The 22,676-nt window shown below is 30.1% G+C and carries 19 protein-coding genes and 1 tRNA gene; 10 read left to right on the top strand and 10 right to left on the bottom strand.

The window, feature by feature from the left end:
• Positions 1-70: 70 nt before the first annotated feature.
• The gene (locus tag ACFQ5N_RS11100; protein ID WP_386809569.1) at positions 71-2,476 is read right to left on the bottom strand and encodes a polysaccharide lyase family 7 protein; all 2,406 of its coding nucleotides are present in this window, start codon (positions 2,474-2,476) and stop codon (positions 71-73) included.
• 231 nt (positions 2,477-2,707) lie between these two features.
• Between ACFQ5N_RS11100 and ACFQ5N_RS11095 the strand changes: the two genes are divergently transcribed.
• Positions 2,708-3,958: a mechanosensitive ion channel family protein gene (locus ACFQ5N_RS11095; protein WP_386809568.1), complete on the top strand. Its 1,251-nt coding sequence runs from the start codon at positions 2,708-2,710 to the stop codon at positions 3,956-3,958.
• Between the two features lie 69 nt (positions 3,959-4,027).
• Here the strand turns inward: ACFQ5N_RS11095 and ACFQ5N_RS11090 are convergent, their stop codons facing one another.
• The 6 genes from ACFQ5N_RS11090 to ACFQ5N_RS11065 all read right to left on the bottom strand — a co-directional run bounded on the left by ACFQ5N_RS11090 (position 4,028) and on the right by ACFQ5N_RS11065 (position 9,522).
• Complete coding sequence (locus ACFQ5N_RS11090; RefSeq protein ID WP_386809567.1) at positions 4,028-6,112, bottom strand: hypothetical protein; 2,085 nt, start codon at positions 6,110-6,112, stop codon at positions 4,028-4,030.
• A gap of 315 nt (positions 6,113-6,427) precedes the next feature.
• Entirely contained in the window at positions 6,428-7,210 is a 783-nt protein-coding gene (locus ACFQ5N_RS11085) for an MBL fold metallo-hydrolase (protein ID WP_386809566.1), read from the bottom strand.
• Entirely contained in the window at positions 7,210-7,626 is a 417-nt protein-coding gene (locus tag ACFQ5N_RS11080; RefSeq protein WP_386809565.1) for an acyl-CoA thioesterase, read from the bottom strand. Before ACFQ5N_RS11080 ends, ACFQ5N_RS11085 begins: the two co-directional genes overlap by 1 nt.
• A gap of 2 nt (positions 7,627-7,628) precedes the next feature.
• A complete protein-coding gene (gene ribA / locus ACFQ5N_RS11075) occupies positions 7,629-8,252 on the bottom strand; it encodes a GTP cyclohydrolase II (protein ID WP_386809564.1) in 624 nt (207 codons plus the stop codon).
• The gene (locus ACFQ5N_RS11070) at positions 8,252-8,422 is read right to left on the bottom strand and encodes a DUF5320 domain-containing protein (protein ID WP_386809563.1); all 171 of its coding nucleotides are present in this window, start codon (positions 8,420-8,422) and stop codon (positions 8,252-8,254) included. The genes ribA and ACFQ5N_RS11070 overlap by 1 nt, the downstream gene beginning before the upstream one ends.
• A 200-nt stretch (positions 8,423-8,622) precedes the next feature.
• Positions 8,623-9,522 carry a helix-turn-helix domain-containing protein gene (locus ACFQ5N_RS11065; protein ID WP_386809562.1) on the bottom strand — a complete coding sequence of 300 codons (900 nt, stop codon included), beginning with the start codon at positions 9,520-9,522 and terminating at the stop codon, positions 8,623-8,625.
• A gap of 170 nt (positions 9,523-9,692) precedes the next feature.
• Here ACFQ5N_RS11065 and ACFQ5N_RS11060 point away from each other — a divergent pair, with 170 nt between their 5' ends.
• The 7 genes from ACFQ5N_RS11060 (at position 9,693) to ACFQ5N_RS11030 (ending at position 19,997) form a co-directional block, all read left to right on the top strand.
• Entirely contained in the window at positions 9,693-10,823 is a 1,131-nt protein-coding gene (locus tag ACFQ5N_RS11060) for an efflux RND transporter periplasmic adaptor subunit (RefSeq protein WP_386809561.1), read from the top strand.
• A 2-nt stretch (positions 10,824-10,825) separates the two neighbouring features.
• Positions 10,826-13,951, top strand: coding sequence for an efflux RND transporter permease subunit (locus ACFQ5N_RS11055; protein ID WP_386809560.1), 3,126 nt, complete (start codon positions 10,826-10,828; stop codon positions 13,949-13,951).
• Positions 13,952-13,976: 25 nt separating this feature from the next.
• The gene (locus ACFQ5N_RS11050; protein WP_386809559.1) at positions 13,977-15,266 is read left to right on the top strand and encodes a TolC family protein; all 1,290 of its coding nucleotides are present in this window, start codon (positions 13,977-13,979) and stop codon (positions 15,264-15,266) included.
• Positions 15,267-15,404: 138 nt separating this feature from the next.
• Complete coding sequence (locus tag ACFQ5N_RS11045) at positions 15,405-16,553, top strand: MATE family efflux transporter (RefSeq protein WP_386809558.1); 1,149 nt, start codon at positions 15,405-15,407, stop codon at positions 16,551-16,553.
• A 311-nt stretch (positions 16,554-16,864) separates the two neighbouring features.
• A complete protein-coding gene (locus ACFQ5N_RS11040; RefSeq protein ID WP_386809557.1) occupies positions 16,865-17,269 on the top strand; it encodes an HYC_CC_PP family protein in 405 nt (134 codons plus the stop codon).
• 99 nt (positions 17,270-17,368) lie between these two features.
• A complete protein-coding gene (locus tag ACFQ5N_RS11035; RefSeq protein ID WP_386809556.1) occupies positions 17,369-19,621 on the top strand; it encodes a TonB-dependent receptor in 2,253 nt (750 codons plus the stop codon).
• Between the two features lie 28 nt (positions 19,622-19,649).
• Positions 19,650-19,997 carry a heavy-metal-associated domain-containing protein gene (locus ACFQ5N_RS11030; protein ID WP_386809555.1) on the top strand — a complete coding sequence of 116 codons (348 nt, stop codon included), beginning with the start codon at positions 19,650-19,652 and terminating at the stop codon, positions 19,995-19,997.
• Positions 19,998-20,113: 116 nt separating this feature from the next.
• Here ACFQ5N_RS11030 and ACFQ5N_RS11025 read toward each other — a convergent pair.
• Positions 20,114-20,187 (bottom strand) — tRNA-Met (locus ACFQ5N_RS11025).
• A gap of 127 nt (positions 20,188-20,314) precedes the next feature.
• Here ACFQ5N_RS11025 and ACFQ5N_RS11020 point away from each other — a divergent pair.
• Positions 20,315-20,698, top strand: coding sequence for an START-like domain-containing protein (locus tag ACFQ5N_RS11020; RefSeq protein WP_386809554.1), 384 nt, complete (start codon positions 20,315-20,317; stop codon positions 20,696-20,698).
• A gap of 85 nt (positions 20,699-20,783) precedes the next feature.
• Positions 20,784-21,599, top strand: coding sequence for an aminotransferase class IV (locus tag ACFQ5N_RS11015; RefSeq protein ID WP_386809553.1), 816 nt, complete (start codon positions 20,784-20,786; stop codon positions 21,597-21,599).
• On the opposite strand, the gene ACFQ5N_RS11010 is transcribed toward ACFQ5N_RS11015, so the two are convergent.
• Together ACFQ5N_RS11010 and ACFQ5N_RS11005 are read right to left on the bottom strand one after the other, a co-directional pair.
• Positions 21,591-22,148, bottom strand: coding sequence for a YqgE/AlgH family protein (locus ACFQ5N_RS11010; RefSeq protein ID WP_386809552.1), 558 nt, complete (start codon positions 22,146-22,148; stop codon positions 21,591-21,593). The two genes, ACFQ5N_RS11015 and ACFQ5N_RS11010, sit on opposite strands and share 9 nt — an antisense overlap.
• Before the next feature lie 96 nt (positions 22,149-22,244).
• Positions 22,245-22,517: an HU family DNA-binding protein gene (locus tag ACFQ5N_RS11005; protein WP_386809551.1), complete on the bottom strand. Its 273-nt coding sequence runs from the start codon at positions 22,515-22,517 to the stop codon at positions 22,245-22,247.
• Positions 22,518-22,676 lie beyond the last annotated feature (159 nt).

Below are 22,676 nucleotides of genomic sequence, written 5' to 3'. Positions count from 1 at the left end.
ATAAAATTAAGCGTTTAATACTTGTTTTAATATGATACGAATCATTTTAGAGAATGATTGTTATCACAAATTATTTTTTTACAACTTTAAAATTATATGCTTTGTCTAAAAATACTTTTGCAAAATAAACACCTTTTGGTTTCTTAGTTAAGTCAATTTGTACCATTGAGTTTTGTACATCAAAGTAACCGGCAGTTACTTGTTGAGACAACTGGTTAAAAACTTGAATATAAACTTGTTTTGTTGCAGTTGTTGGTAATGTAACTGTTACTATTCCTTCTGAAGGATTTGGATATACTGCTAAACTTCCTAATATTTGTATGTTTTCTGTATAAACACCTTCACAAGATTTTGCGGTTTTAACTTCAATAGTATCACCGTGGTTTACTTCTATATAAAATTTATTTTGAGAGCTTTTAAACTGTAAATCTCCATTTACAAATACTTCAAATGGCATTGTTCCTTCAAATACTTCTATTTCAAGTTGTTTGTCTTTTAGATTTGACTTACCTGAAATAGTAGCACCTTCATTTATTTCAACTGAATAACAGTAAGCAGATGTAGTACCAACAACTTCAATACAAATGTCATAAGTTCCTGGTGCTAGGTTACTAATTGTTTTTGAAGTTGTAAAATTAGAAACAGCTCCGTTTACAGTAAGTTGATAATTTCGGTTTTCATTGGCAGAAATAATTAATTCACCATTATTTTTGTTTTGGCAAGTTTCGCTTATTGCTTCAATTGTAAAATTATTTGAGGCTAGTAAAGTACAACCAAAAGCATCAACAGCATCACCTGCAGGTGTGTTAGAACAATTGTCATTAGCATCTATAATTCCATCATTGTCACTGTCTTCAACAATAATTGTATCGCAAACATCTCCAATTCCATCATTGTCTGTATCTTTTTGATCTGAATTTGCTATTTGCGGACAGTTATCATTAATATCAAGTATACCATCACCATCGGTATCAATATCATTTCCTCCTGAAGTTGAATTTCCAAAAATTCTAAACTCTAATAAACTCATCCAACTTCCTGTGTAAGTTGCAGCACCTGTAATTGTAATTTTAACAAAGCGACCTTCTTGTGCACTAAATGTATCAATTATTGGGTAAGTAATGGTTCCTGGAGTTGTATTTGTAGATCTATCTACAATTTCTGTATAGCCACCATTTTCTGTATTTGCAACAGAAATATTGAATTGGTAATCTCTATCGTTATGGCAAATCATTTCTGTTCTTTCCAATTCATAAATAGCGCCTAAATCTATAATTGCGGTTTGTGGAAAACCTGCAGCAGACCATTTTGTGGCTGTAGAACCATCAACTAAATTTGCAGGCACATAGTTAGCATCGTGAGTTCCTGATGTTGTAATAGGTTTATTAAGAGCCAAGTTTGCACCATCATAAGGTTTTATAACGGTAATTGTACTTTCTGCTGTAAAATCACCTTCATCAGTAGTAACAGTAATAATTGCAGTACCTTCTGAAACAGCGGTTACTAGTCCACTTTGAGAATCTACAGTAGCAATTTCAGGGTTGCTGCTGCTAAAGGTTACCCCAATATTTGTAGCTGTTAAAGGCTCTACTTTTGCAGTTAATTCAACAGTTGCATCTACTAAAAGATCAATAGAACTTGGCGATAATGTTACACCGGTAACACTAACTTCATCATGTTGAACAGAGAAATCATAAACTAAAACTTCTCCATAATTATTTGGATCATCGGTATCATCTCCTTCTTCTTCCGCGTTGCTTTGAGTGTAATTTCCTACTTTAAAATAAGTTTCATCATAATTTAAATCCATTACATAATCATTGCCATCAGCTTTTACCAAATAAGATTCAGCATTGTTAGTATTGTAAGCTGTTAAAAGATTTCCATCTTCAGCATAATAACAATAATGTTTACCATCAACTACTAAAAATATAACTTCATGAACTGTACCTAAAGTATAATTTGATTTTATGGTAACGTTACTTCTTAATTTTCCACCGTTAAAAGATAAAAATAGGTGAGAATCTTCTAGCCTCATAACCATTGAATCATCAATACCATCATCTTTGTTTCCATGAATTTGTGTAGCTACAAGTTGAGACTTATTTATGGGTAAATGTGTAATGGCTTGTTTAACGTAAATCATGTGAGTACCTTCTGTAGTCCAATAAATATCTACACTACCATCTTGAACTCTTTCTCTAAGTTCTGAACGAATGTTACTTGAATTTGGAGTTGTACCGTTGTCGCTTCTAATTGGAGTACGAAAAACAATAGCATCATTGCTATCATTTACATAAAAGAATTCATTATTTGGTTCATCACATAAGGTTTTATCTTCATCACCTGTTGGATATGTAATTTTCCATTGTTTACAGTTTTCCATAAGGTCTGATGGAACAAGTTGTGCCGATGCAGAAATAGTAAAAAAAGTAACTAAGATTAAAAGTATATATTTTTGTAAATGATTTTTCATTTTTACCTATAATGTTTATTTGTAAATGTCTATGTAATTGGTTAACCAATTTAGGATAACAAAATAACTAAATATTTTTTGAATTGTCCATAAAAAAGATAAAGAAATCGGAAATGAAATTTAGTTTTTTTGAAGTTTTTTAATTTCTAAAATTAGAATTATTGAGTTTTAACTTTTTTGATGTAATTGAGCCATACTAATTCAATACTTTTGTACTTTAAAACATGTTTTATGAAAACTATTTCACATTTTTTTTATGATAAATTTATTCTTTCTGGAATGAGTGTATCCATGGCTGAATATTTAAATTTAGCACTGCTTTTAGTTGGTTTACTTATACTATTAGTACTAATAGATTTTTTAACTCGTAAAATTATTGTAGTTACATTTAATAAGTTTTCAGAAAAAACCAATACCAAATTTGATAATATTTTAGTAAAAAATAAAGCTCCTAGAAATATTGCGCATATTATTCCTGTAATTATTGCCGATCGTTTAATGGATGATATTTTTATTCACTTTACTGATGTTGGTAATATGGCTGAAAAGGGTTTAGATGTTTTTGGTGTTGTATTAACTTTATGGATTGTACGAAGTTTATTAAATACTTTTAAAGATTATTTTAAAACCTTACCTCGTTTAAAAGATAAACCAATAGATAGCTATATTCAAGTATTTATGATTTTTGCTTGGGTTGTTGGGTTTATGTTTTCATTTGTAATTATTACAAATACACAAATTTATGCGTTTTTAACTACGCTTGGTGCGGCTTCGGCTGTAATTATTTTAGTGTTTAAAGATACAATTATGGGATTTGTAGCAAGTATTCAAGTTGCTACGAATGATATGGTTAGAATAGGTGATTGGATTACATTTGATAAATTTGGAGCAGATGGTGATGTTATTGAAATTAATTTGGCAACAGTTAAAGTTCAAAATTTTGACAAAACCATTACTACTATTCCAACGTATGCTTTAATTTCTGATTCCTTTAAAAACTGGAGAGGAATGAGCGACTCTGGTGGACGAAGAATAAAAAGAGCCTTAATTTTAAAGCAAGAAAGTGTAAAGTATTTGAACAATGAAGATATTGAGAATCTTAAAAAAATTCAACTTTTAACACCTTATTTAGAAAGACGACAGAAAGATATTATAGCTTATAATGAGCGTAATTTAATTGATAAAAACTTATTAATTAATGGTAAAAACCTTACCAATATGGGTGTTTTTAGAAAATATATGGAAACGTATGTTGAAAATCATTCGGCTATAAATGAAGAAATGACCATAATGGTGAGACAATTAGCACCTTCTTCTCAAGGAATTCCAATTGAAATTTATGCCTTTAGCAAAGATAAAGATTGGAAAAACTACGAATATATTATGGCTGATATTTTTGATCATTTAGTTGCATCTGTTTCGTATTTTGAATTGCAATTGTTTGAATTGCCAAGCAATACTACTTTTCACAACCAGTTATAGAATTTATATTAAAAATACATTAAAAAATGAGTTGACTTTCTTGAAAAATCAACTCATTTTTTATGGTTTCTAATTACTTTTTTGGTTGAGTAATTCAGGAGTATTAAGAATCAATTCCATTTTCTTAATAATTACTGTAATTTGATTCATTTGAGTTTCAATATTTCTAAAGAAAATACTAATATCTCTATTTACCCAACTTTCAGAAATTACACGTGCACCTAAACTAATTCTTAAAATTGCACTTTGAATGTTGTTACTATATTTCACATTAACAGCTTGTCCAATATGACACTTTTGACCGGCAAGTCTAATAATTTCTAATGGCGCATCTATAAAATGAGAAGATAAATCAGAATTTAATAGAATGTAAAGTTTTTTCACATTATCAACTGATAAAACGTTGTCATTTTGTTTGATGAAGAATGGAAAAATGGTTCTAATACTTCTTATTCCAAACTCTTTACTAGCGTAAGAATTATTGTTTGTTTCATCACCATAAATTGGTTCTAAAAAAGAAGCTTCTTTAATAGAATCTTCAACAAAATTACAAAACATTTCAATTCCCATATTTCTATATAAAACAGGCGTTTTATAATATCTGTCCATTTCAACTATGGCGGCATTCCAACGCATGTACGAACCATAATTAAACCCTTCAGATAAATTAGTAGAGCAGAACCATGAGGTTGGCCAATCAGAATTATTATAATATTGAGTTAAACCTTTAGGTAATGAATTTTTTACTGAATGTATTAATTTACTTACGCATTGTGGTAAAATTAATGCTCCAGAATAAGGAGGTCCTGTAAAGTATTTACTACCGGTAATGGTAACAATATAACCTTTGCTTAAATAGTTTTGAATGTCTTTAGGGTCTAATCTAAGCTGCGAACCATCAACTATAATTTGCATAGATAAATCTTCTAAATTATCTAGGCTTTCTATCATTTCGGCGCTAGGAGATTGGTAACCTAATTTAGATTGATCCATGGTGTGTAATACAACGTGTCTTCCTAGTTTATTGGTTTCTGAAATGGCAGCATAAACTTCTTTATCCATTTGCGCTGCTGATTTTAAATCACCATTTTCATTTTTAAAAGGAATTTCAATCAAATCTACATCTCTAAATCCTTCAATTCTATCTCCTTTTTTAATAGGGAAATTAAGGGCTGTTGTATTTTCAAAATGACATCCTTTTAATGCTGCAGGAACACCACTTCCAGTTTCATCAGATGCTACTAAAACATGTGTAATTTCTTTGTTTGAAGTAATTTGTGTTATTGCTGCAATTTGAAGTGAAGAATCTGTACCAGAAGGTGAAAATATAATTTCACATTTATCACTTAAATTAAATGTTTTTTTAAGGTTGTTTTTTAGTAGTTCAGAAAATTCAATAGTGCTATTTTCAAAACCATTTTTTAAGCTGTTTTTTATTAAAATACTTCTAGCTTTATCTGTTTTGTCAAAAGCAAAATTTGATACACTTGTAGCCGTTGATGATGCAAAAGTAAATGCTTCTGGTCTTGGAAATGGTCTACAACCATATTTATTCAATAATTGAATTTCATCAATATTCAACCTTAAATCTCCACCATCCATCAATAAATATTCTGTTGGTTTTGCAAGGTTTTCAATAATTGGTTTCCAAGATTCTTTAAAAATTGTATTGGTTTTGTTTAAACCATGAAACTGTTGTAATGCTTCGTAATTTGTTAAAGAGTCCGTATTTAGTGGTGCTTCACTTTTAATTAAATTAAGTAAAAAGTAGTCTAGCGGTTCTAACTTTACTTTATCATCTTTAGGTAATAATTTATAGAATATTTTGGTAACCTCTAGGGCTGCTAAATCACATAAAACAGTATCTTCTTTTTCTTCGTTTAAGGCTTTATACCAAAGTTGCCATTCAATACCATATCTTAAATAAACCAATGCTAAAACAGGTTCATTTAAAAAGGATGTACCAATTATAATAGATTTGTTTGGCACAATTTTAAATACTGTTGGTTGGCTGGTAGATGTAATAATATTAATATTATTGATTTTAGGAACCGTATTAAATCTTTTTAAAACACGAACCAAATAGTTCACATTTTCTTTTTCAAATAAGCTGGTTCTTTTATATTGATCTTCAATAAGTATATTATTTGTCATAAGTTGTTGTTTTAACGTTCGTTAGAACGATTTTTTTTAAGGAGCTATTACTCATTAATAAATGAAACATTCAAATGTAAGCGCTGTTTTTAAATATAGATACTTAGCTTTTAAATACTACAATTTGAATTTTGTTAAACACATTTATTAAAATTGATTTAATAAGTTTAACAATAAAAGTTGTGTAACACAATCAAATATTTGGATGTTTAGAAGGCAAATATAACATGTTCTTTAGTATCCATGAAAATGTTTTGATATTAACTCGTTACAATTTATGCTTTACACGTTAATTTTGTTGTATTTAAAGGTGTTTTAGAAATTTAAAATCATACCAGTTTTTAATTGTTCTGTATTAAAAACTTCATGAAAAGCTGCAAGTGCAGGAAGAGCTGTGCAATGTGATGGATATATTTCTTTTATGTTATTTTTTATTAAGTAATTGATTGTTTCTTTTGTTTGAAGGTTGTTCTGTTTTAAGTGAAAACCTCCAATAACTGCTTTTACTGTATTAATTCCAGTTACTTTTTTTGCGTGTTCAATAATATTACAAATACCAGCGTGTGAACAAGCCGTAATTATTATAAGTTCGTTATTTTGAATTACGGTTATTGCAGAATCATCCATAACAAAATCTGGCTGCTCTTTGTCATCTAAAAAAGGAGTTGTTTTTGATTCAAAATCTGTTTTTCGAGGAACTTGTCCTAAAAAAATAATATTTTTAGTTATAGCAAATGCTTCTTTTTTAAGAACTAAATTAAACTGTTTTTCTATTTCATCTTTGCTTAGTTTTAAACCTAAATACGAATGATCTTTCTTTCTGAATCGCTTCATAAAAGAATTTGGATGTGTAATTAATGTTTTATTACTAATATGTTCTAAACCATCTCCGTGATCCCAATGACCGTGACTTAATATAACAGTATCAATTTCTTTTTGAACATTAATTCCAAGTTTGTTCGCGTTTTTAATAAATACGTTCGTAGGCCCAGTATCAAATAGAAATTTTTCATTTTCATGTTCAATAATATATGAAAGTCCGTGTTCGGCAAGAAGCCCAGATCCGGCAAAGTTTTCAGTAAGTATAATTAATTTCATTAAATTACTTTTTTAAATTTTGGTTCAAGTTTATTTTTTATAAAGTTTGGAATGTTTTTGGGTAAACGTGTTTTACTGTCTACAAAAACTACAGTTGATTTGGCTTTACTTAAAAGTGTATTTTCTTCATTACGTATTTCAAATTCAAAATTAAAGCGAACTTTTGGCATTTCTTTAATTATTGTTTTTACGGTTATAAGTTCATCATAATGTCCAGGACTTTTATAACTTATTTCAAAAGATATTACAGGAATCATAATATTCTTTTTTTCAAGTTCACCATCTTGAATGCCTAATTTGCGTAATAACTCAGTTCTGGCTTGATGACAATAGGTAACATAATTAGCATGGTAAACATATCCCATTTGGTCAACTTCGCCGTAGCGAGGTCTCAATTTAAATAAATCAATTAGCATATTTATTGTGCTGCTAGTTTATTTATCTCATATAAATGACCCATTTGTTTTTTTTTGGTTTGTAGGTAATTTATATTAAATGGGTTTGGTTTAATTATTAAAGGAATGCGCTCTACAACTTGTATTCCATGTTCAGTTAATCCATCAATTTTATCAGGATTATTGGTTAACAATTTTATGTTTTTTATGTGTAATAAGTTAAGTATTATGGCTGCGATTTGATATTTTCTTTCATCTGGAGCAAAACCTAAATGAAGGTTAGCTTCTATAGTATCCATACCATTTTCTTGCAATTTATAAGCTTTCATTTTATTCATAAGACCAATTCCTCTGCCTTCTTGTTGTAAATAAATAATTGCTCCTTTTCCATTTTCTTCAATTGTTTGTATTGCTTTTATTAATTGATCGCCACAGTCGCATTTTAGCGAACCAAATAAATCACCTGTTGCGCAGGCCGAGTGAATACGTGTTATAACGGTGTCATTTTCAGTAAAATTCCCTTTTACCAAAGCCATATGTTCTAGTCCGTTTTTTTTCTCTTGAAATGGAACCAGTTCAAAATCACCATATTTTGTTGGTAGTTTAACTCTTTCACCTACCAAAACTGTTGTTTCTTTTTGCGGCATTATTTGTTTTTTTGTTGGTGCTTGCCACATAGATTTTTTTCTATTTCTTTTTTTAGAGAAAAATTCTTCTCAAATTCTTTTTGCTCATCCTTTGTTTTTCTGCATTTTCCTAGTTTATTTCCTGTTTTTGGACCTAATCCTCCTGGTCCTTTATGATCAAAATTTGGCATAACTTAATAATTTATAGACGTAAAAGTGTAAGTGAAGTTTACGTGTGTTTTATATTACGATACAAATATAATGAACCTACGTTCATAATAAAAGTTAAAAAAGGTTAATTGTGAAATAATAGTTTTGCGTAATAAGTGAAGAAAAAACTTTTTATAGTTCTATAATAAGATTTACAATTGCACATTTTGTACCTGCTATTTTATGAAAGCTGCTTTCTAAATTGGCTTGCTGTAATTCCTGTATTGCGTTTAAAAAATTGATTAAAATTAGCTACTTCATTAAATCCTAATGTGTCAGCTATTTCAGTAATGGTTTTCTCTTTATGATTTAACAAGGTTTTAGCGTATAAAACTTTATAATCTATTATAATTTTTTGAGCGCTTTTGCCTGTAGCTTTTTTAACGCATTCAGAAAGATAAATAGCGCTAATATTCATTAATGAAGCATATTCTTTTACCGATAAAAATGTGTTGTTATTTGAAAGAATTTTTTGTTCAAATTTAGCAAGTATAATATCGTTACGATTCATACTTGAAATTCCTTCGCTGTTATGTGTTATTCTTTTAATTTTATAAAGTAAAACAAGTAGTAAGTGTGTAATTATGTTTAAACTATTCATTTTACTTGTTCTAGACTCTTCAAAAATTTCTTTTGCCAATAATTCTATTCCAAAAAAATCGTTGTCATTCAATTGATAAATAGGTAGGGAATGCAATTTAAAAAATGGAAATTCATTTTGCACATCGTACGAATTGTTTAAATTTTCAAACAAAGAAGCTTTAAAATTAATAATGTAACCTATATCAGTATCTTTTTTATCTTTTTTGCTAAAATTAATAGTTTGAAAAGGGGAAACTATAGCCAAAGTGTTATTTGTTTTTTGAAGTGTTTGCTGTCCAATTTTTATAGATTTAGTAGTTCTATTTAAAATTGCCACCTCAAAAAAACTTCTTTTATGGGGTTTTAAATAAATGTCATTAACCTTTTGGTCTTTTGTATTGTCAACTTCAATAGATCTAATATAAAATCTATTGGAATAGTCGTCAACGTCTTCAGTGTTATTTACAAAGTAGTTTTTTATATTATCAAATATCTGCATCTGCTCATTTATTTTTCGTAAAAATACACATAAAACCTTAATTGTAATCTTTTTTACATAAATAGTAATTCATAATTAAGTATTTTAACAAGTTACATTTGTACCTGAAAATAATTCAAAGTCATATTAAGTAATGCTATATGATTTTATAAAATATTAAAAATAGATATATGAATTTCAAGATTAAAAATTTTAAAAGCCTTTTAACACTGTGTTTATTTGCTACTGTACTTGCATCTTGCGAAACTAGGCAAGAAACGCATGAAAAGGTAATTCCTGAATTATCTGTACTAGAAGTTAAGCCAAGTACACAAGAGTTTTACGAAACATTTGCAGCTACAATAAAAGGTAAACAAGATATTGATATTCGTCCACAAATAACGGGTTTCATCACTAAAGTAGCTATTGATGAAGGATCTATAGTAAAAAAAGGACAGGTTTTATTTCAGATAGATCAAGTTCAATATCAAGAAGCTGTAAATGTAGCAAAAGCCAATGTTGCAGTTGCTGAAGCTAGTGTTGCAACCGCTAAGTTAACAGCTAAAAACAAAAAATCATTGGCAGAGCGAAATATTATAAGTTCTTACGAACTTCAACTTTCACAAAATGAATTGGGAAGTTGTAATGCCCAATTGGCTTTAGCAAAAGCAGAATTAGTTAGTGCTCAAAAAAACTTGTCATTCTCACGTATCACAAGTCCTACAGATGGAATTGTTGGTAAAATAACGTATCGTATTGGAGCTCTGGTAAGCCCAACAATGACTGATGCAATGACAACTGTTTCTGAATTCTCAACAATGTATGCTAACTTTTCTCTTACTGAGAAAAAACTGCTGTCTCTTTCTGAAAATAATAGCACAGCGCAAGATGTTATTAAAAACATGCCAAAAATAGAGTTAAAACTTAGTAACGGAGAAATATATCCAGAGCTTGGAACAATTGAAACTATAAGCGGAACAATTGATCAGTCAACAGGTTCTGCAAGTATTCGTGCATCGTTCTCTAATAAAGGCGGCATATTACGCAGTGGAGGTACCGCTTCTGTAATATTACCTTATGCTATTGATAATTGTCTGTTAATTCCGCAAAGTGCCACTTTTGAAATTCAAGATAAAGTATTTGTGTATACCGTAAATAAAGATTCTAAAGTTTCAACTACAGAAATTGAAATATTCTCGCTAAATAATGGAAGCCAATATGCTGTAACCAAAGGGTTAAAATCTGGAGATAAAATTGTTGTTGAAGGAATTAGTTCTATTCGTAATGGTTCAACTATCAAAGCAATTACAAAAACAATTTAATTATGAAATTTGATAGATTTATTACTCGCCCCGTACTATCTACGGCCATTTCCATTTTTATTGTTATTCTTGGTATTTTAGGATTAGAATCGCTACCAATATCTCAATATCCTGACATTGCACCTCCAACAATTACAGTATCTACAGAATATACAGGAGCAAGTGCGCAAGCTGTATTAAATAGTGTAATTGCACCTTTAGAAGAAGAGATTAATGGTGTGGAGAATATGGATTATATAACTTCTACAGCAACAAACTCTGGTGGAGCAACTATTTCGGTTGTTTTTAAGCAAGGAACTGATCCTGATATGGCTGCAGTAAATGTTCAAAATAGAGTTTCTAAAGCGCAAGCTCTTTTACCTTCAGAAGTTACTCAGGTTGGTGTTTCTACCAGCAAACAGCAAACAAGTATGCTTACAGCTTTTAGCCTTTACAGTGCAAACGATCAACACGACATTTCTTTTATTGAAAACTATATGAAAATCAACCTTGTACCACAAATTAAAAGAATTAGTGGAGTTGGTGGTGTAGATGTAATGGGGTACGATTATTCTATGCGTATTTGGTTAAAACCTGATGTAATGGCGCAAAATAATCTTATTCCTAGTGATGTGGTTGCTGCGCTAGATGAGCAAAATATTGAAGCTGCTCCTGGACAATTTGGGGAGCAAGGAAATCAAGCTTTTCAATATACATTAAGATATAAAGGAAGATTACAAACAGAAACTGAATTTGAAGACATTGTAATTACCGCCACAAAAGATGGAGAAGTATTGCATTTAGGAGATATTGCTACTGTTGAATTAGCCAGATTAGGTAATAATGTATTGGGTGAAACCAACGGTCATGTTGGTCAAACAGCAATGATATATCAAGTAGCTGGCTCAAATGCTATGGATATTAATAATGAAGTAGCAGTATTTTTAGAAAAGGCTAAGGAAGATTTTCCTGCTGGAGTTGAGGTGGTTACATTACTTAATACCAACGATTTTTTATATGCTTCAATTTGGGAAGTACTTAAAACGCTTCTTGAGGCCTTTCTTTTAGTAGTTTTGGTTACCTATATTTTTTTACAAAATGTTCGACTAACACTAATTCCTACCATTGCCATTCCTGTTGCTTTAATTGGAGCTTTCTTTTGCCTTTGGGTATTTGGGTTTAGTATCAACTTACTTACACTTTGTGCATTGGTTTTAGCTATTGGTATTGTTGTAGATGATGCAATTGTAGTAGTTGAAGCTGTTCAGGCAAAGATTGAAGCAGGTTATCTGTCGGCTAAAGAAGCTTCTATTGATGCAATGAGCGAGATTTCAGGTGCTATTATTTCTACTACTTTAGTAATGATGGCCATATTTATTCCTGTAAGTTTTATGAGTGGTACATCTGGAGTGTTTTATAAACAAATGGGATTAACACTGGCTTTTGCTATTGGAATGTCAGCAATAAATGCACTTACTTTAAGTCCGGCTCTTTGTGCTCTTTTATTAAAGCCTCACAAAAATGACCCGAATGTAAAAGCTACGTTTGTTCAACGTTTTCATACTTCTTTTAACGATAATTTCAATCGTTTGGTTAACAAATACAAAAAAGGTGTAAGCTTTTTTATAAAGCATAAAAGTATTAGCGGAATTGCAGTTGTTATTTCTATCTTTTTATTTGTATACCTTTTATTTATTACTCCAACGGCATTGGTTCCAGATGAGGATCAAGGTACTGTATTTGCAGCAGTAACAATGCCTGTGGGAACTTCAATTGAAGAGACTAAAATTGAAATGGATAAACTTTCTGAAATTATAGAAACTGTTCCAAGCGTAAATGCATATTTTCTAAATACCGGTGTTAGTTTAATTGATGGAGAAGGAACTAATAACGGAATGATGATTTGTAATTTAAAAAATTGGAGTGAGCGTGGTGATAATGAAAGTGCTACAGATATTATAAATGTATTGCAACAAGAGGTTTCAAAGAAACTTAAAAACTCTAGAGTTATATTTTTTGCTCCTGCAATGATTCCTGGTTACAGTACAAGTAATGGATTTGAACTTCAGCTTCAAGATAAAACAGGTGGAGATTTAGTAACTTTTAATAAAGTAGCTCAAGAATTTCTTGAAAAAGTAAATGCTCGTCCTGAAATTCAAGTGGCACGTACATCTTTCAATCCGTCGTATCCACAATATATGGTAAATATTGATGTAGAGAAGTGTAAAATAGCAGGTATAAGTCCTGATGAAGTATTGTCTACATTACAAGGTTATTATGGTGGACTTTATGCTTCAAATTTTAACAGATTTGGGAAACTATATCGAGTAATGATTCAAGCTGCACCAGATTATAGAGCAAATAAAGAAACTTTGAATAAAATAATGGTTCGAAACGGAACAGAAATGGCTCCAATTACACAATTTGTTGAGCTAGAGAAAGTTTATGGGCCAGCAAGTATTAATAGATTTAATCTTTTCACTTCAATAAATATTTTGGGTTCTCCATCTGCTGAAGCAAGTTCTGGAGAAGCTATTGCAGCTATTAAAGAAGTTGCAAAAGAATTACCAACAGGCTACGGTTTTGAATTCTCTGGAATGACTCGTGAAGAGAGTGGTACAAGTTCAAATGCTACCGCAATTATTTTGATTATTGTATTGGTATTTATTTACCTACTGCTTAGTATGCAGTACGGAAGTTATATTCTTCCAGTTGTAATAATTCTTTCAATTCCGTTTGGTTTAGGTGGCGGCTTAATTTTTGCCAATATTATGGGAATTTCAAATAGCATATATATGCAAATGGTACTTATTATGCTAATTGGATTGCTTGCTAAAAATGCCATATTAGTTGTTGAATATGCAAAAGAAAGTAGAGAAAAAGGATTAGGAATTGTTGATGCAGCAATTGAAGCTGCAGGTAAACGTTTACGTCCAATTTTAATGACATCTTTTACTTTAATTATTGGTCTTTTACCTATGATGTTTGCTTCTGGAGTAGGAGCAAACGGTAATACTGCATTAGGTGCAGGTGCTGTTGGAGGAATGCTTATTGGTACAATTTGCCAAATATTTATTACACCTGCGTTGTTTGTTGTTTTTCAAAAGATTCAAGAAAAATTCAAACCATTTAATGGAGATGCAAATTAAATTATTACAAAGTAAAAAACACAAAATGAAAAAAATAGTTATAATATTAATAGGTGCATTATTGCTTAATAGCTGTTCACTATATAAAACATTTGAAACTCCAGAAATTAATTCGGAGAACTTATACAGAGATACTATTTTAGAAAGTAATGTAGCTGTAAATGATAGTGTAAACTTAGGGAATATTCCTTGGCGAGAATTATTTACAGATCCTAAATTACAATCGCTTATTGAACAAGGATTGGAATCAAATATTGATTTACAAACCGCATTACTTCGTATTGAACAAGCTGAAGCTTCTGTATCTTCAGCACGGTTAGCTTATTTGCCAGATTTGTCTTTATCAGCCACTGGAACACTTACAAGTTTAGATGGTGCAGATGTGGAGTCATACAGCGTTCCTGTTTCTTCAAGTTGGCAAATTCCTTTGTTTGGTGGTGTACGCAATTCTAAAAAAGGAGCTATTGCTACCTTGGAACAAAGTAAAGCCTACAAACAAGCTGTACAAACGCAATTAATTTCAATTATTGCTAGCAACTATTATAGTTTATTAATGCTTGACAGACAGTTAGAAATTACCGATAAAACAATATTGAATTGGTGTAAAAGAACCGAAACAATGAAAGCTTTAAAATCTGTTGGAATGACAAATGAAGCTTCAATTACACAAAGTGAAGCTAGTTATTATTCGTTAAAAACTTCACGTATAGATTTACAACGATCTATTCGTGAATTGGAAAACGCTCTTTCAATTACTTTGGGTAAAGCTCCTCAAAGCATAGACCGTGGAGTTTGGAAAAATATTGAACTTCCCGCAACAATATCAGCAGGAGTTCCTATACAAATGCTTGCCAATCGCCCAGATATTAAACAATATGAAATGGCTTTAGCAAATGCTTTTTACAATACAAATGTGGCTCGTTCAGCCTTTTACCCAAACATTACCATTAGCGCTTCAGGCGGATGGAGTAATGGAACTGGTTTTGCTTTAAGCCCTGATGATTTTATACTTGGAGCTGTTGGTTCTTTAGCAGCACCAATATTTAATAAAGGATTGAACAAAGCCAATTTAAAAATAGCAAAAGCTGATCAAGAAGTGGCTTTATTGAATTTTAATCAAAATATTTTAATTGCTAGTAACGAAGTAAGTGATGCACTTTTTCAATTTACTTCAGCATTAGAAAAACAAAATAATAGAGATAAACAATTAGAATCTTTAGAAAAATCAGTAGCATATAAAAATGAATTGTTTCAATTAGCATCATCAACTTATTTGGAAGTATTAACGGCTGAACAAGATTTACTAAGTGCATAACTATCAGAACCTAATGATTGGTACGAACAAGTACAAGCCGTTATTGAGCTTTACCAAGCTTTAGGCGGTGGACGTGAATTATAATAAAGTTAGTTTCATCATTTTTATATTGAATAATAAAAGCAATTATTAAAGTTTATGAATTCAAAGTATTCATTAAAAGATGGTCCTATATTTAAACTACTATTAGTGTATGCAGGTCCGGCGGTTTTAGGTCTTTTAATAAACGCACTTTATAATATTGTAGACAGGGTTTTTGTTGCAAGATACGTAGGTGCAGAGGGATTGTCTGCAGTAACAATGGCTTTTCCTGTTTCTCTTTTTCAATTTGGGTTTATACTTTTATTTGGAAGCGGTTCAGGAATATTTATAGCTAAGTATTTGGGTGAATCAAACCCCGAAAAGGCTGAAAAAGTTCTAGGGAATATGATTGCAGGTTTGTTATTAATTTCTGTAATTTTTACTTTTTTTGGTTTGTTGTTTTACAAACCTTTACTAACTTTTTTAGGAGCCAAAGGCGAACTACTCCAATTATCTGCTGAATATTTACAAATAATAATTATTGGGTTTCTGCCTTCATTTGCGTTGGCTTTAGAATTTACTTGCCGAGCTGAAGGAAACCCTCGTTTACCTGCAATTCTTATTTTAGTTTCATCAGTAATAAACATTGTATTAGATGTTGTTTTTATGAAGTATTTAAATTTAGGAGTTAGGGGAGCGGCTTTAGCTACAATTACAGCTGTAAGTGTAAATGCACTTTTTATAATTTGGTATTACATAAGCGGTAAAAGTGTTATAAAGTTTGCTTGGAAAAATATAAAAATTCAAAAAGAAATAATGCTGCCTATTTTAGCGGTGGGCTTAGCTCCATTTGTAATGGATATTTCAGCAAGTCTTCAAAATTTAATTGCGAATACGTTACTTCTTGAAGTTGGAGGAACCTATGCTGTTGCCGCTATGGGAATTGTTTTTAGTGTAAATATTTTCTTTCTAATGACCGCTTTGGGTACAGGAGATGGAATGCAGCCACTTATCAGTTTTAATATGGGGGCAAAACGTTTTGATAGAAATAAAAAAATAGTACGTTATGCAATAGCAATTGTTGGTTTAGTAGGTTTATTAGGAATTGTTTTAATAGAGTTGTTTCCTGATTTTATTATAAATCTATTTATAAATGATAATAATGAAATAACAAGGATTACAAAAAATGGATTACAAATATTTGCGATATCTATTCCGTTTTATATGATTCAAATAGTGTTGACTCGTTATTTTCAAGCGTTGTAGTCAAATAAAATTGCAACATTTTTAGCTTTGCTAAGGTCTGTTTTACTTTTTGTACCTATTGTTTATTTTTTAAAGGGAGTTTTAGGGATAAATGGTATTTGGGTTTCTTTTATAATAAGTGATTCTTTAGCAGTATTGTTATCTTTCTTTCTAATGAAAAAAATTAAACATTAAAAAAAGTTTTAAGAGCAAACACTAAAAAACAGTTTCTAAATCAATGCATTTGAATTTAATTTAGTGCTTTTGAATTGAAAGATACTCATGTATGATTTTTGCTAGAACTTAGATATTTTATATCTTTACAGCCTGTGATGAAACAAAGAATTAATAAAATAGCGGCTGTTTTAATGACATTTGTAGTGTTGTTATCTACAATGTCATTTACAATACATCAAAGTTATTGTGAAGATAATTTAGTTGCTACAACCTTATCTACAAATGTACAATCACACCAAATAGAGACAGAAAAAAGCTGTTGTTCAACTTCTGAAACTTGCTGTAAACATAAGGATATAGTTTTTGAAGGGAAAAATGAAATATTATTTTATAAAGTAGAAAAGGTATCTTTAAAAGATCAATTTTTTACATTTAACTTACCTAATTACCGTTTTCAAAATTTCAAAATTTGGTTGCTGCCTATCATTGCAGTAAAAGAATATGCGCCACCAAATTTGGTTGAAGACATACAAACAATTCACCAGGTTTTTATAATTTGATTTTAAATTAATATGTAAAACATCATTTTTTGATTTTTCTCACCAGAGAAATCAATGTTATATGATACACTTTTTATAATTAATTTAAAATACAATACTTTGAAAATACTTAATATAATATTTTTATGTGTTCCTTTTATATTGTTTTCTCAAGAAAATATTGAAGGAACTATATTTGAAATCAATTCAAATAATAAAAAAACACCTTTGTCAGGTGTAAATATTCACTGGGAAAATACGTCTATTGGTGCCATTACAAATTTTGATGGAGAATTTACAATAGCGTATAAAAAAGAAAATACAAACCTTATTATTAGTTACGTTGGTTTTAAAACTGACACACTAATAATACAAAGTCCTCAAAAAATAACTCACGTTTTATCTCCATCAAATGAGTTAGATGAAATTGTTCTTGAAACTAGAAAAAAAACAACAGCTGTTTCATATTTGCAATCATTAAACATTATGAATATGAGTAGTGATGAGCTGTTAAAGTCTGCTTGTTGTAATCTTTGTGAGAGTTTTGAAACAAACCCTTCAATTGATGTTAATTTTGCAGATGCACTTACGGGTACGCGCCAAATTAAAATGCTAGGTTTAACTAGTCCGTATATTTTAATAGGAATAGAAAGTATACCTTCTATTAGAGGTGCAGCTCAGGCCTTCGGATTAAGCTTTGTACCGGGAACTTGGGTAGAAAGCATTCAAATTACTAAAGGTGCTGGAAGTGTAATTTATGGTTATGAGAGTATTGCAGGGCAAATAAATGCAAAACTTCAAAAACCATTAAGTGATAGTAAATTGTTTATCAATGCATTTGGTTCTGCAAATGGGAGGTACGAAATAAATACACACGTAAATACAAAAGTAACTGATAAACTAAGTACAGGTTTATATGTTCACGGAAATATGCGGGATAAAAAGTTTGATAAAAACCATGATACTTTTTTAGACGCACCTTTAATGAAGCAAATTAATTTAATGAATAGGTGGCAATATGTTGACCTTGAAAAGGGTTTTGTTAGTTTTTTGAATGTTAGATATTTAAATGATGAAAAACAAATGGGTCAAATAAATTTTAATCCATCAACAGATAAATTAACTACAAACAATTGGGGAAGTGAGATTGATACTAGACGTGCTGAGGTTTCGGGGAAATTTAGCTATTCAAATCCTGAATTAACTTACCAAACCTATGATGTTCAAGTGGCTTACAGTCATCATAATCAAGAATCATATTTTGGGCAAAATGTTTACAACATAGTTCATAATAGTTTTTATTCTACGGCAATTTATGGTTCTATTATTGGAGATACAAGGCATAAATTTAAAACAGGTGTAAATTATACTTTTGATAATTATAATGAAACTGTAGGAGTTAAGTTAATTGAGAACAACTATGAAAGAAGAGAAAATTCAATTGGTGCATTTTTTGAATATAACTTTGATGATTTAGATAAATTTAATCTTACTGCTGGTTTACGAATTGATGCTCATAATGTTTTAGGTACATTTATAACTCCTAGGTTGCATATGCGCTATACTCCTTGGGAAAAGTCTGCTATAAAAGCTTCTGTTGGAAGAGGTAAAAGAGGAGCAAATATTTTTGCTGAAAATCAGAATATTTTTGCAACTTCAAGAAACATTCAAGTATTAAATACAAATGGTGAAATTTATGGTTTAGATCCAGAAATTGCCTGGAATTATGGAGTATCTTTTTTACAAGGATTCAATTTATTTAATAAAAATGCTGATGTAGCAGTAGATTTTTATCGCACAAATTTTATAAATCAAGTTGTGTTAGATATGGAAAATCCGCTTGAAGCAAACTTTTATAACTTAGAAGGAGATAGTTATGCAAATAATGTTCAAGTTGAATTTAATTACAATGTTTTTAAAGGTGTAGATTTAAGATTGGCGTACAAATATTTTGATGTAAAAACCCAATATATATCTGGTAAACTAGAAAAGCCATTGACACCAAAACAACGTTTATTTGCAAATGTTTCTTATGAAACTTTAAAGCTAAATGAAAATGACTCTCAATGGAAATTTGATTTTACCTATAATTGGTTAGGGAAACAACGGTTTACAAATACTTCAAGTAGTCCATTACAGTACCAATTACCTGCATATTCACCTGCTGTTGGAACCGTAAATTTACAAGTTACCAAAGTGTTTTCATCAAAATTTGAGATGTATGCAGGGGGAGAAAATATTATGGATATTAAACAAGAAAATCCAATTGTTAGTGCTGAAGATCCATTCGGTCCTTATTTTGATACTACAATGGTTTACGGTCCAATTTTTGGAAGTAGTTATTACGCAGGATTACGATATAGAATTAATTAATTTATAAAACAAAATAAAATTTAAAACCATGAAAAAAATAATAATTATAGCTGTTTTCTTAATTGGAGTGGCAAGTGTTGCGCAAAATAAAAATGCGAAAGCATCTATTCATGTTGACGGTGTTTGTGAAATGTGTGAAAAAAGAATAGAGACCGCTTGTATAAAAACAAAGGGAGTAAAATTAGCAGATTGGAATGTAGCTACGCACGAATTGAAATTAATTTATAATGAAAACAAAACAAATTTATATGCTATAAAAAAAAGTATTGTAGCTGTGGGTCATGATACTGAAGGAATGAAAGCAAGTGATGAAGCTTATAATAATTTACATGAATGTTGTAAATATAGAGATGAAGAGGTGAAAGCAGCTCATTAATTATAAGGCAAAATACCTTGTAATTTATTGGTGTTTTCAAAGATGAATTTTAAATTTAGGCAAGAAAAAAGCGATTTAGAAATACTAAATCGCTTGTTTTCAAGTCTTAAAAATTGTAGCGTGATGCAGAATTGAACTGCAGACCTCCGGGTTATGAATCCGACGCTCTAACCAACTGAGCTACCACGCCAATTATTGAGGGTGCAAATATAAAAATAATTATTTTGTTACAGCAAATTATTTCATTTAATTTTTTTCATAATTTTAATTTTTTTTAGAGGGAATATTTATATATATTGTGGTCATAAATTTAAAGAATGTCAGTAAAAATAAAATTTGAAATTGAGTTTCCAATTCACGCTTCACCACATATGTTATATCAATATTTTGGAACACCTTCAGGGCTATCTGAGTGGTTTGCAGACAATGTAAACTCAAGAGGAGAGGTGTTTACTTTTATTTGGGACGGAGCTGAAGAACGCGCAAAAGTTTTGCAAGAAAGACCAGATGAAAAAATTAAGTTTAAATGGGAAGAAGATGAAGACCCTAAATCATTTTTTGAATTTAGGTTAGAGATTGATGATATAACAAAAGATGTTTCTTTAATTGTAACTGATTTTGCTGAAGAAGATGAGGTTGATGAAGCAAAAATGTTTTGGGAAAACCAAATAGATGAGCTTAAACATACAATTGGAGCTTAAAATTGATAATATTTTTAAAAATTATGAACCTTGATTTTGTCAAGGTTTTTTTTATGTATTTTTGTGCCAAAATAAGTAAAACAGCATGATAAATTTTAACGGTAATTTAGTAAAATCAAGCGTAGTATTGTCTTCAAATAATAGAGTCTTTAAATATGGTGACGGAATATTTGAAACTATGAAAGTTGAAAATTCAAAAATCAACTTTTTAGAAGATCATTATTTTAGGTTGATGGCTTCCATGAGAATGTTAAGAATGGAAATTCCAATGACACTTACTTTAGAGTTTATGGAACGCCAAGTTATGAAAACACTTGAAAGTAATAATTTAACCAATGCGCGTGTAAGAGTTTCTGTTTATAGAAAAGATGGAGGGTTTTATACACCTAAATCTCATACCGTAAACTTTATTGTTGAAACTTCAGAATTAGTGAACGCTCAAAAAGAAGAGTATGTGTTAGATTTATTTAAAGATTATTTTGTGAATTCTGGACTGCTTTCTACCATTAAAACTACCAATAAATTGATAAATGTATTGGCAAGTATATATGCAACTGAAAATAGTGTTGACAACTGTATTTTGCTAAATGAAAGAAAACACGTGGTTGAAGCAATAAACGGTAATTTGTTTTTAGTGGTTGGAAATACAATTAAAACACCAGCTATTTCTGAAGGTTGTGTAAAAGGTATTGTTCGAAAAAAACTTATAGAATTTATTGGTAAACATCCAGATTATAGCATTGAAGAAACACAAATTTCACCGTTTGAAGTTCAAAAAGCTGATGAGGTTTTTATTACAAATGCAATTGTAGGTATTCAACCAATTACAAAGTATAAGAAAAAAACATTTAAAACAATCGTTGGAAATAGTTTTTCAAAAGCTTTAAACGAATTAGTTTAAGGCAGGGTTTTCTGGAGCATTTGCCCAAATTTGATATTCACCACCAAACTTTAATAGTTGATTTTTCCAAAATTCATCACTATTAATGTTTAGTAAATTTTGAAACTTATTTTCAGTTACAATCCAAGTTGATTCGTTCAGTTCTTCATTCAATTGTTCATTAGACCAACCTGAATATCCTAAGAAAAATCTAATTTTAGATTTATTAATTGCATTTGAATTTAATAGGCTTGTAAGTGCTTCAAAATTTCCACCCCAGTAAATATCATCTGATATTTGAATACTATCAGGAATTAGTTCTGGTAATTCATGAATAAAATATAAATTATCTTGTTCAACAGGACCGCCAGTAAAAATTGGACAATCAGATTCAATTTCAGGAATTAAATCGCTTAAAACATATTCAGTAGGTTTATTTAATATAAAACCAATACTTCCTTCTTTAGTATGCTCTGTTAAATAAATTACAGACCTATTAAATGATTTGTCATTTAATATTGAAGGTTCAGCAATAAGTAATTTTCCTTTTGATGGATGTTGCTTAATCATGAAATTACATTTGCTTAAATATAGTAAAATTATGGTATAAAAAAAACTCTCTATGAAAATAGAGAGTTTTTAGTACTAAGAAAAATTTCTTAGATATTAGTTTACAGCGTCACTAAATCCAGCTCCTGCTTTAAATTTAACAACATTTTTAGCTGCAATTTCAATAGACTTTCCAGTTTGAGGGTTTCTACCTGTTCTAGCCGCTCTTTGAGAGATTGACCAAGTTCCCCATCCTACTAATGTAACTTTTCCACCACCTTTAAGAGTGTTTGTTACATTTTCTGTTAACGATTCTAGAGCCGCTTTAGCTGCTGCTTTTGAAATTCCAGCGTCAGCTGCCATTGCATCGATTAAATCTGATTTGTTCATAATAAATTTATTATTTTATTTTGGTTAAACATATTTCGCTATAAATAGCTTAACAAAGTTAGACGGAATAAGGCTTTGTGCAAGTTTTTGGTATAAAATCTCTTGTTTTTGTTAATAAAAGACGTTAAATGTTAATAACCTTAACAGTTATAGCTGTAA

Origin of the sequence: Lutibacter holmesii, from assembly GCF_042679665.1 — a bacterium.
GTDB lineage: Bacteria > Bacteroidota > Bacteroidia > Flavobacteriales > Flavobacteriaceae > Lutibacter > Lutibacter holmesii.
The sequence above is the reverse complement of the archived record's forward strand: the minus strand, read 5'-3'. Positions and strand labels throughout refer to the sequence as shown.

Excerpts from the sequence above, each read along its gene's own strand:
- ACFQ5N_RS11100 (WP_386809569.1), bottom strand. The coding sequence starts at position 2,476 with ATGAAAAATCATTTACAAAAATATATACTTTTAATCTTAGTTACTTTT.
- ACFQ5N_RS11095 (WP_386809568.1), top strand. The coding sequence starts at position 2,708 with ATGAAAACTATTTCACATTTTTTTTATGATAAATTTATTCTTTCTGGA.
- ACFQ5N_RS11090 (WP_386809567.1), bottom strand. The coding sequence starts at position 6,112 with ATGACAAATAATATACTTATTGAAGATCAATATAAAAGAACCAGCTTA.
- ACFQ5N_RS11085 (WP_386809566.1), bottom strand. The coding sequence starts at position 7,210 with ATGAAATTAATTATACTTACTGAAAACTTTGCCGGATCTGGGCTTCTT.
- ACFQ5N_RS11080 (WP_386809565.1), bottom strand. The coding sequence starts at position 7,626 with ATGCTAATTGATTTATTTAAATTGAGACCTCGCTACGGCGAAGTTGAC.
- ribA (WP_386809564.1), bottom strand. The coding sequence starts at position 8,252 with ATGCCGCAAAAAGAAACAACAGTTTTGGTAGGTGAAAGAGTTAAACTA.
- ACFQ5N_RS11070 (WP_386809563.1), bottom strand. The coding sequence starts at position 8,422 with ATGCCAAATTTTGATCATAAAGGACCAGGAGGATTAGGTCCAAAAACA.
- ACFQ5N_RS11065 (WP_386809562.1), bottom strand. The coding sequence starts at position 9,522 with ATGCAGATATTTGATAATATAAAAAACTACTTTGTAAATAACACTGAA.
- ACFQ5N_RS11060 (WP_386809561.1), top strand. The coding sequence starts at position 9,693 with ATGAATTTCAAGATTAAAAATTTTAAAAGCCTTTTAACACTGTGTTTA.
- ACFQ5N_RS11055 (WP_386809560.1), top strand. The coding sequence starts at position 10,826 with ATGAAATTTGATAGATTTATTACTCGCCCCGTACTATCTACGGCCATT.
- ACFQ5N_RS11050 (WP_386809559.1), top strand. The coding sequence starts at position 13,977 with ATGAAAAAAATAGTTATAATATTAATAGGTGCATTATTGCTTAATAGC.
- ACFQ5N_RS11045 (WP_386809558.1), top strand. The coding sequence starts at position 15,405 with ATGAATTCAAAGTATTCATTAAAAGATGGTCCTATATTTAAACTACTA.
- ACFQ5N_RS11040 (WP_386809557.1), top strand. The coding sequence starts at position 16,865 with ATGAAACAAAGAATTAATAAAATAGCGGCTGTTTTAATGACATTTGTA.
- ACFQ5N_RS11030 (WP_386809555.1), top strand. The coding sequence starts at position 19,650 with ATGAAAAAAATAATAATTATAGCTGTTTTCTTAATTGGAGTGGCAAGT.
- ACFQ5N_RS11020 (WP_386809554.1), top strand. The coding sequence starts at position 20,315 with ATGTCAGTAAAAATAAAATTTGAAATTGAGTTTCCAATTCACGCTTCA.
- ACFQ5N_RS11015 (WP_386809553.1), top strand. The coding sequence starts at position 20,784 with ATGATAAATTTTAACGGTAATTTAGTAAAATCAAGCGTAGTATTGTCT.
- ACFQ5N_RS11010 (WP_386809552.1), bottom strand. The coding sequence starts at position 22,148 with ATGATTAAGCAACATCCATCAAAAGGAAAATTACTTATTGCTGAACCT.
- ACFQ5N_RS11005 (WP_386809551.1), bottom strand. The coding sequence starts at position 22,517 with ATGAACAAATCAGATTTAATCGATGCAATGGCAGCTGACGCTGGAATT.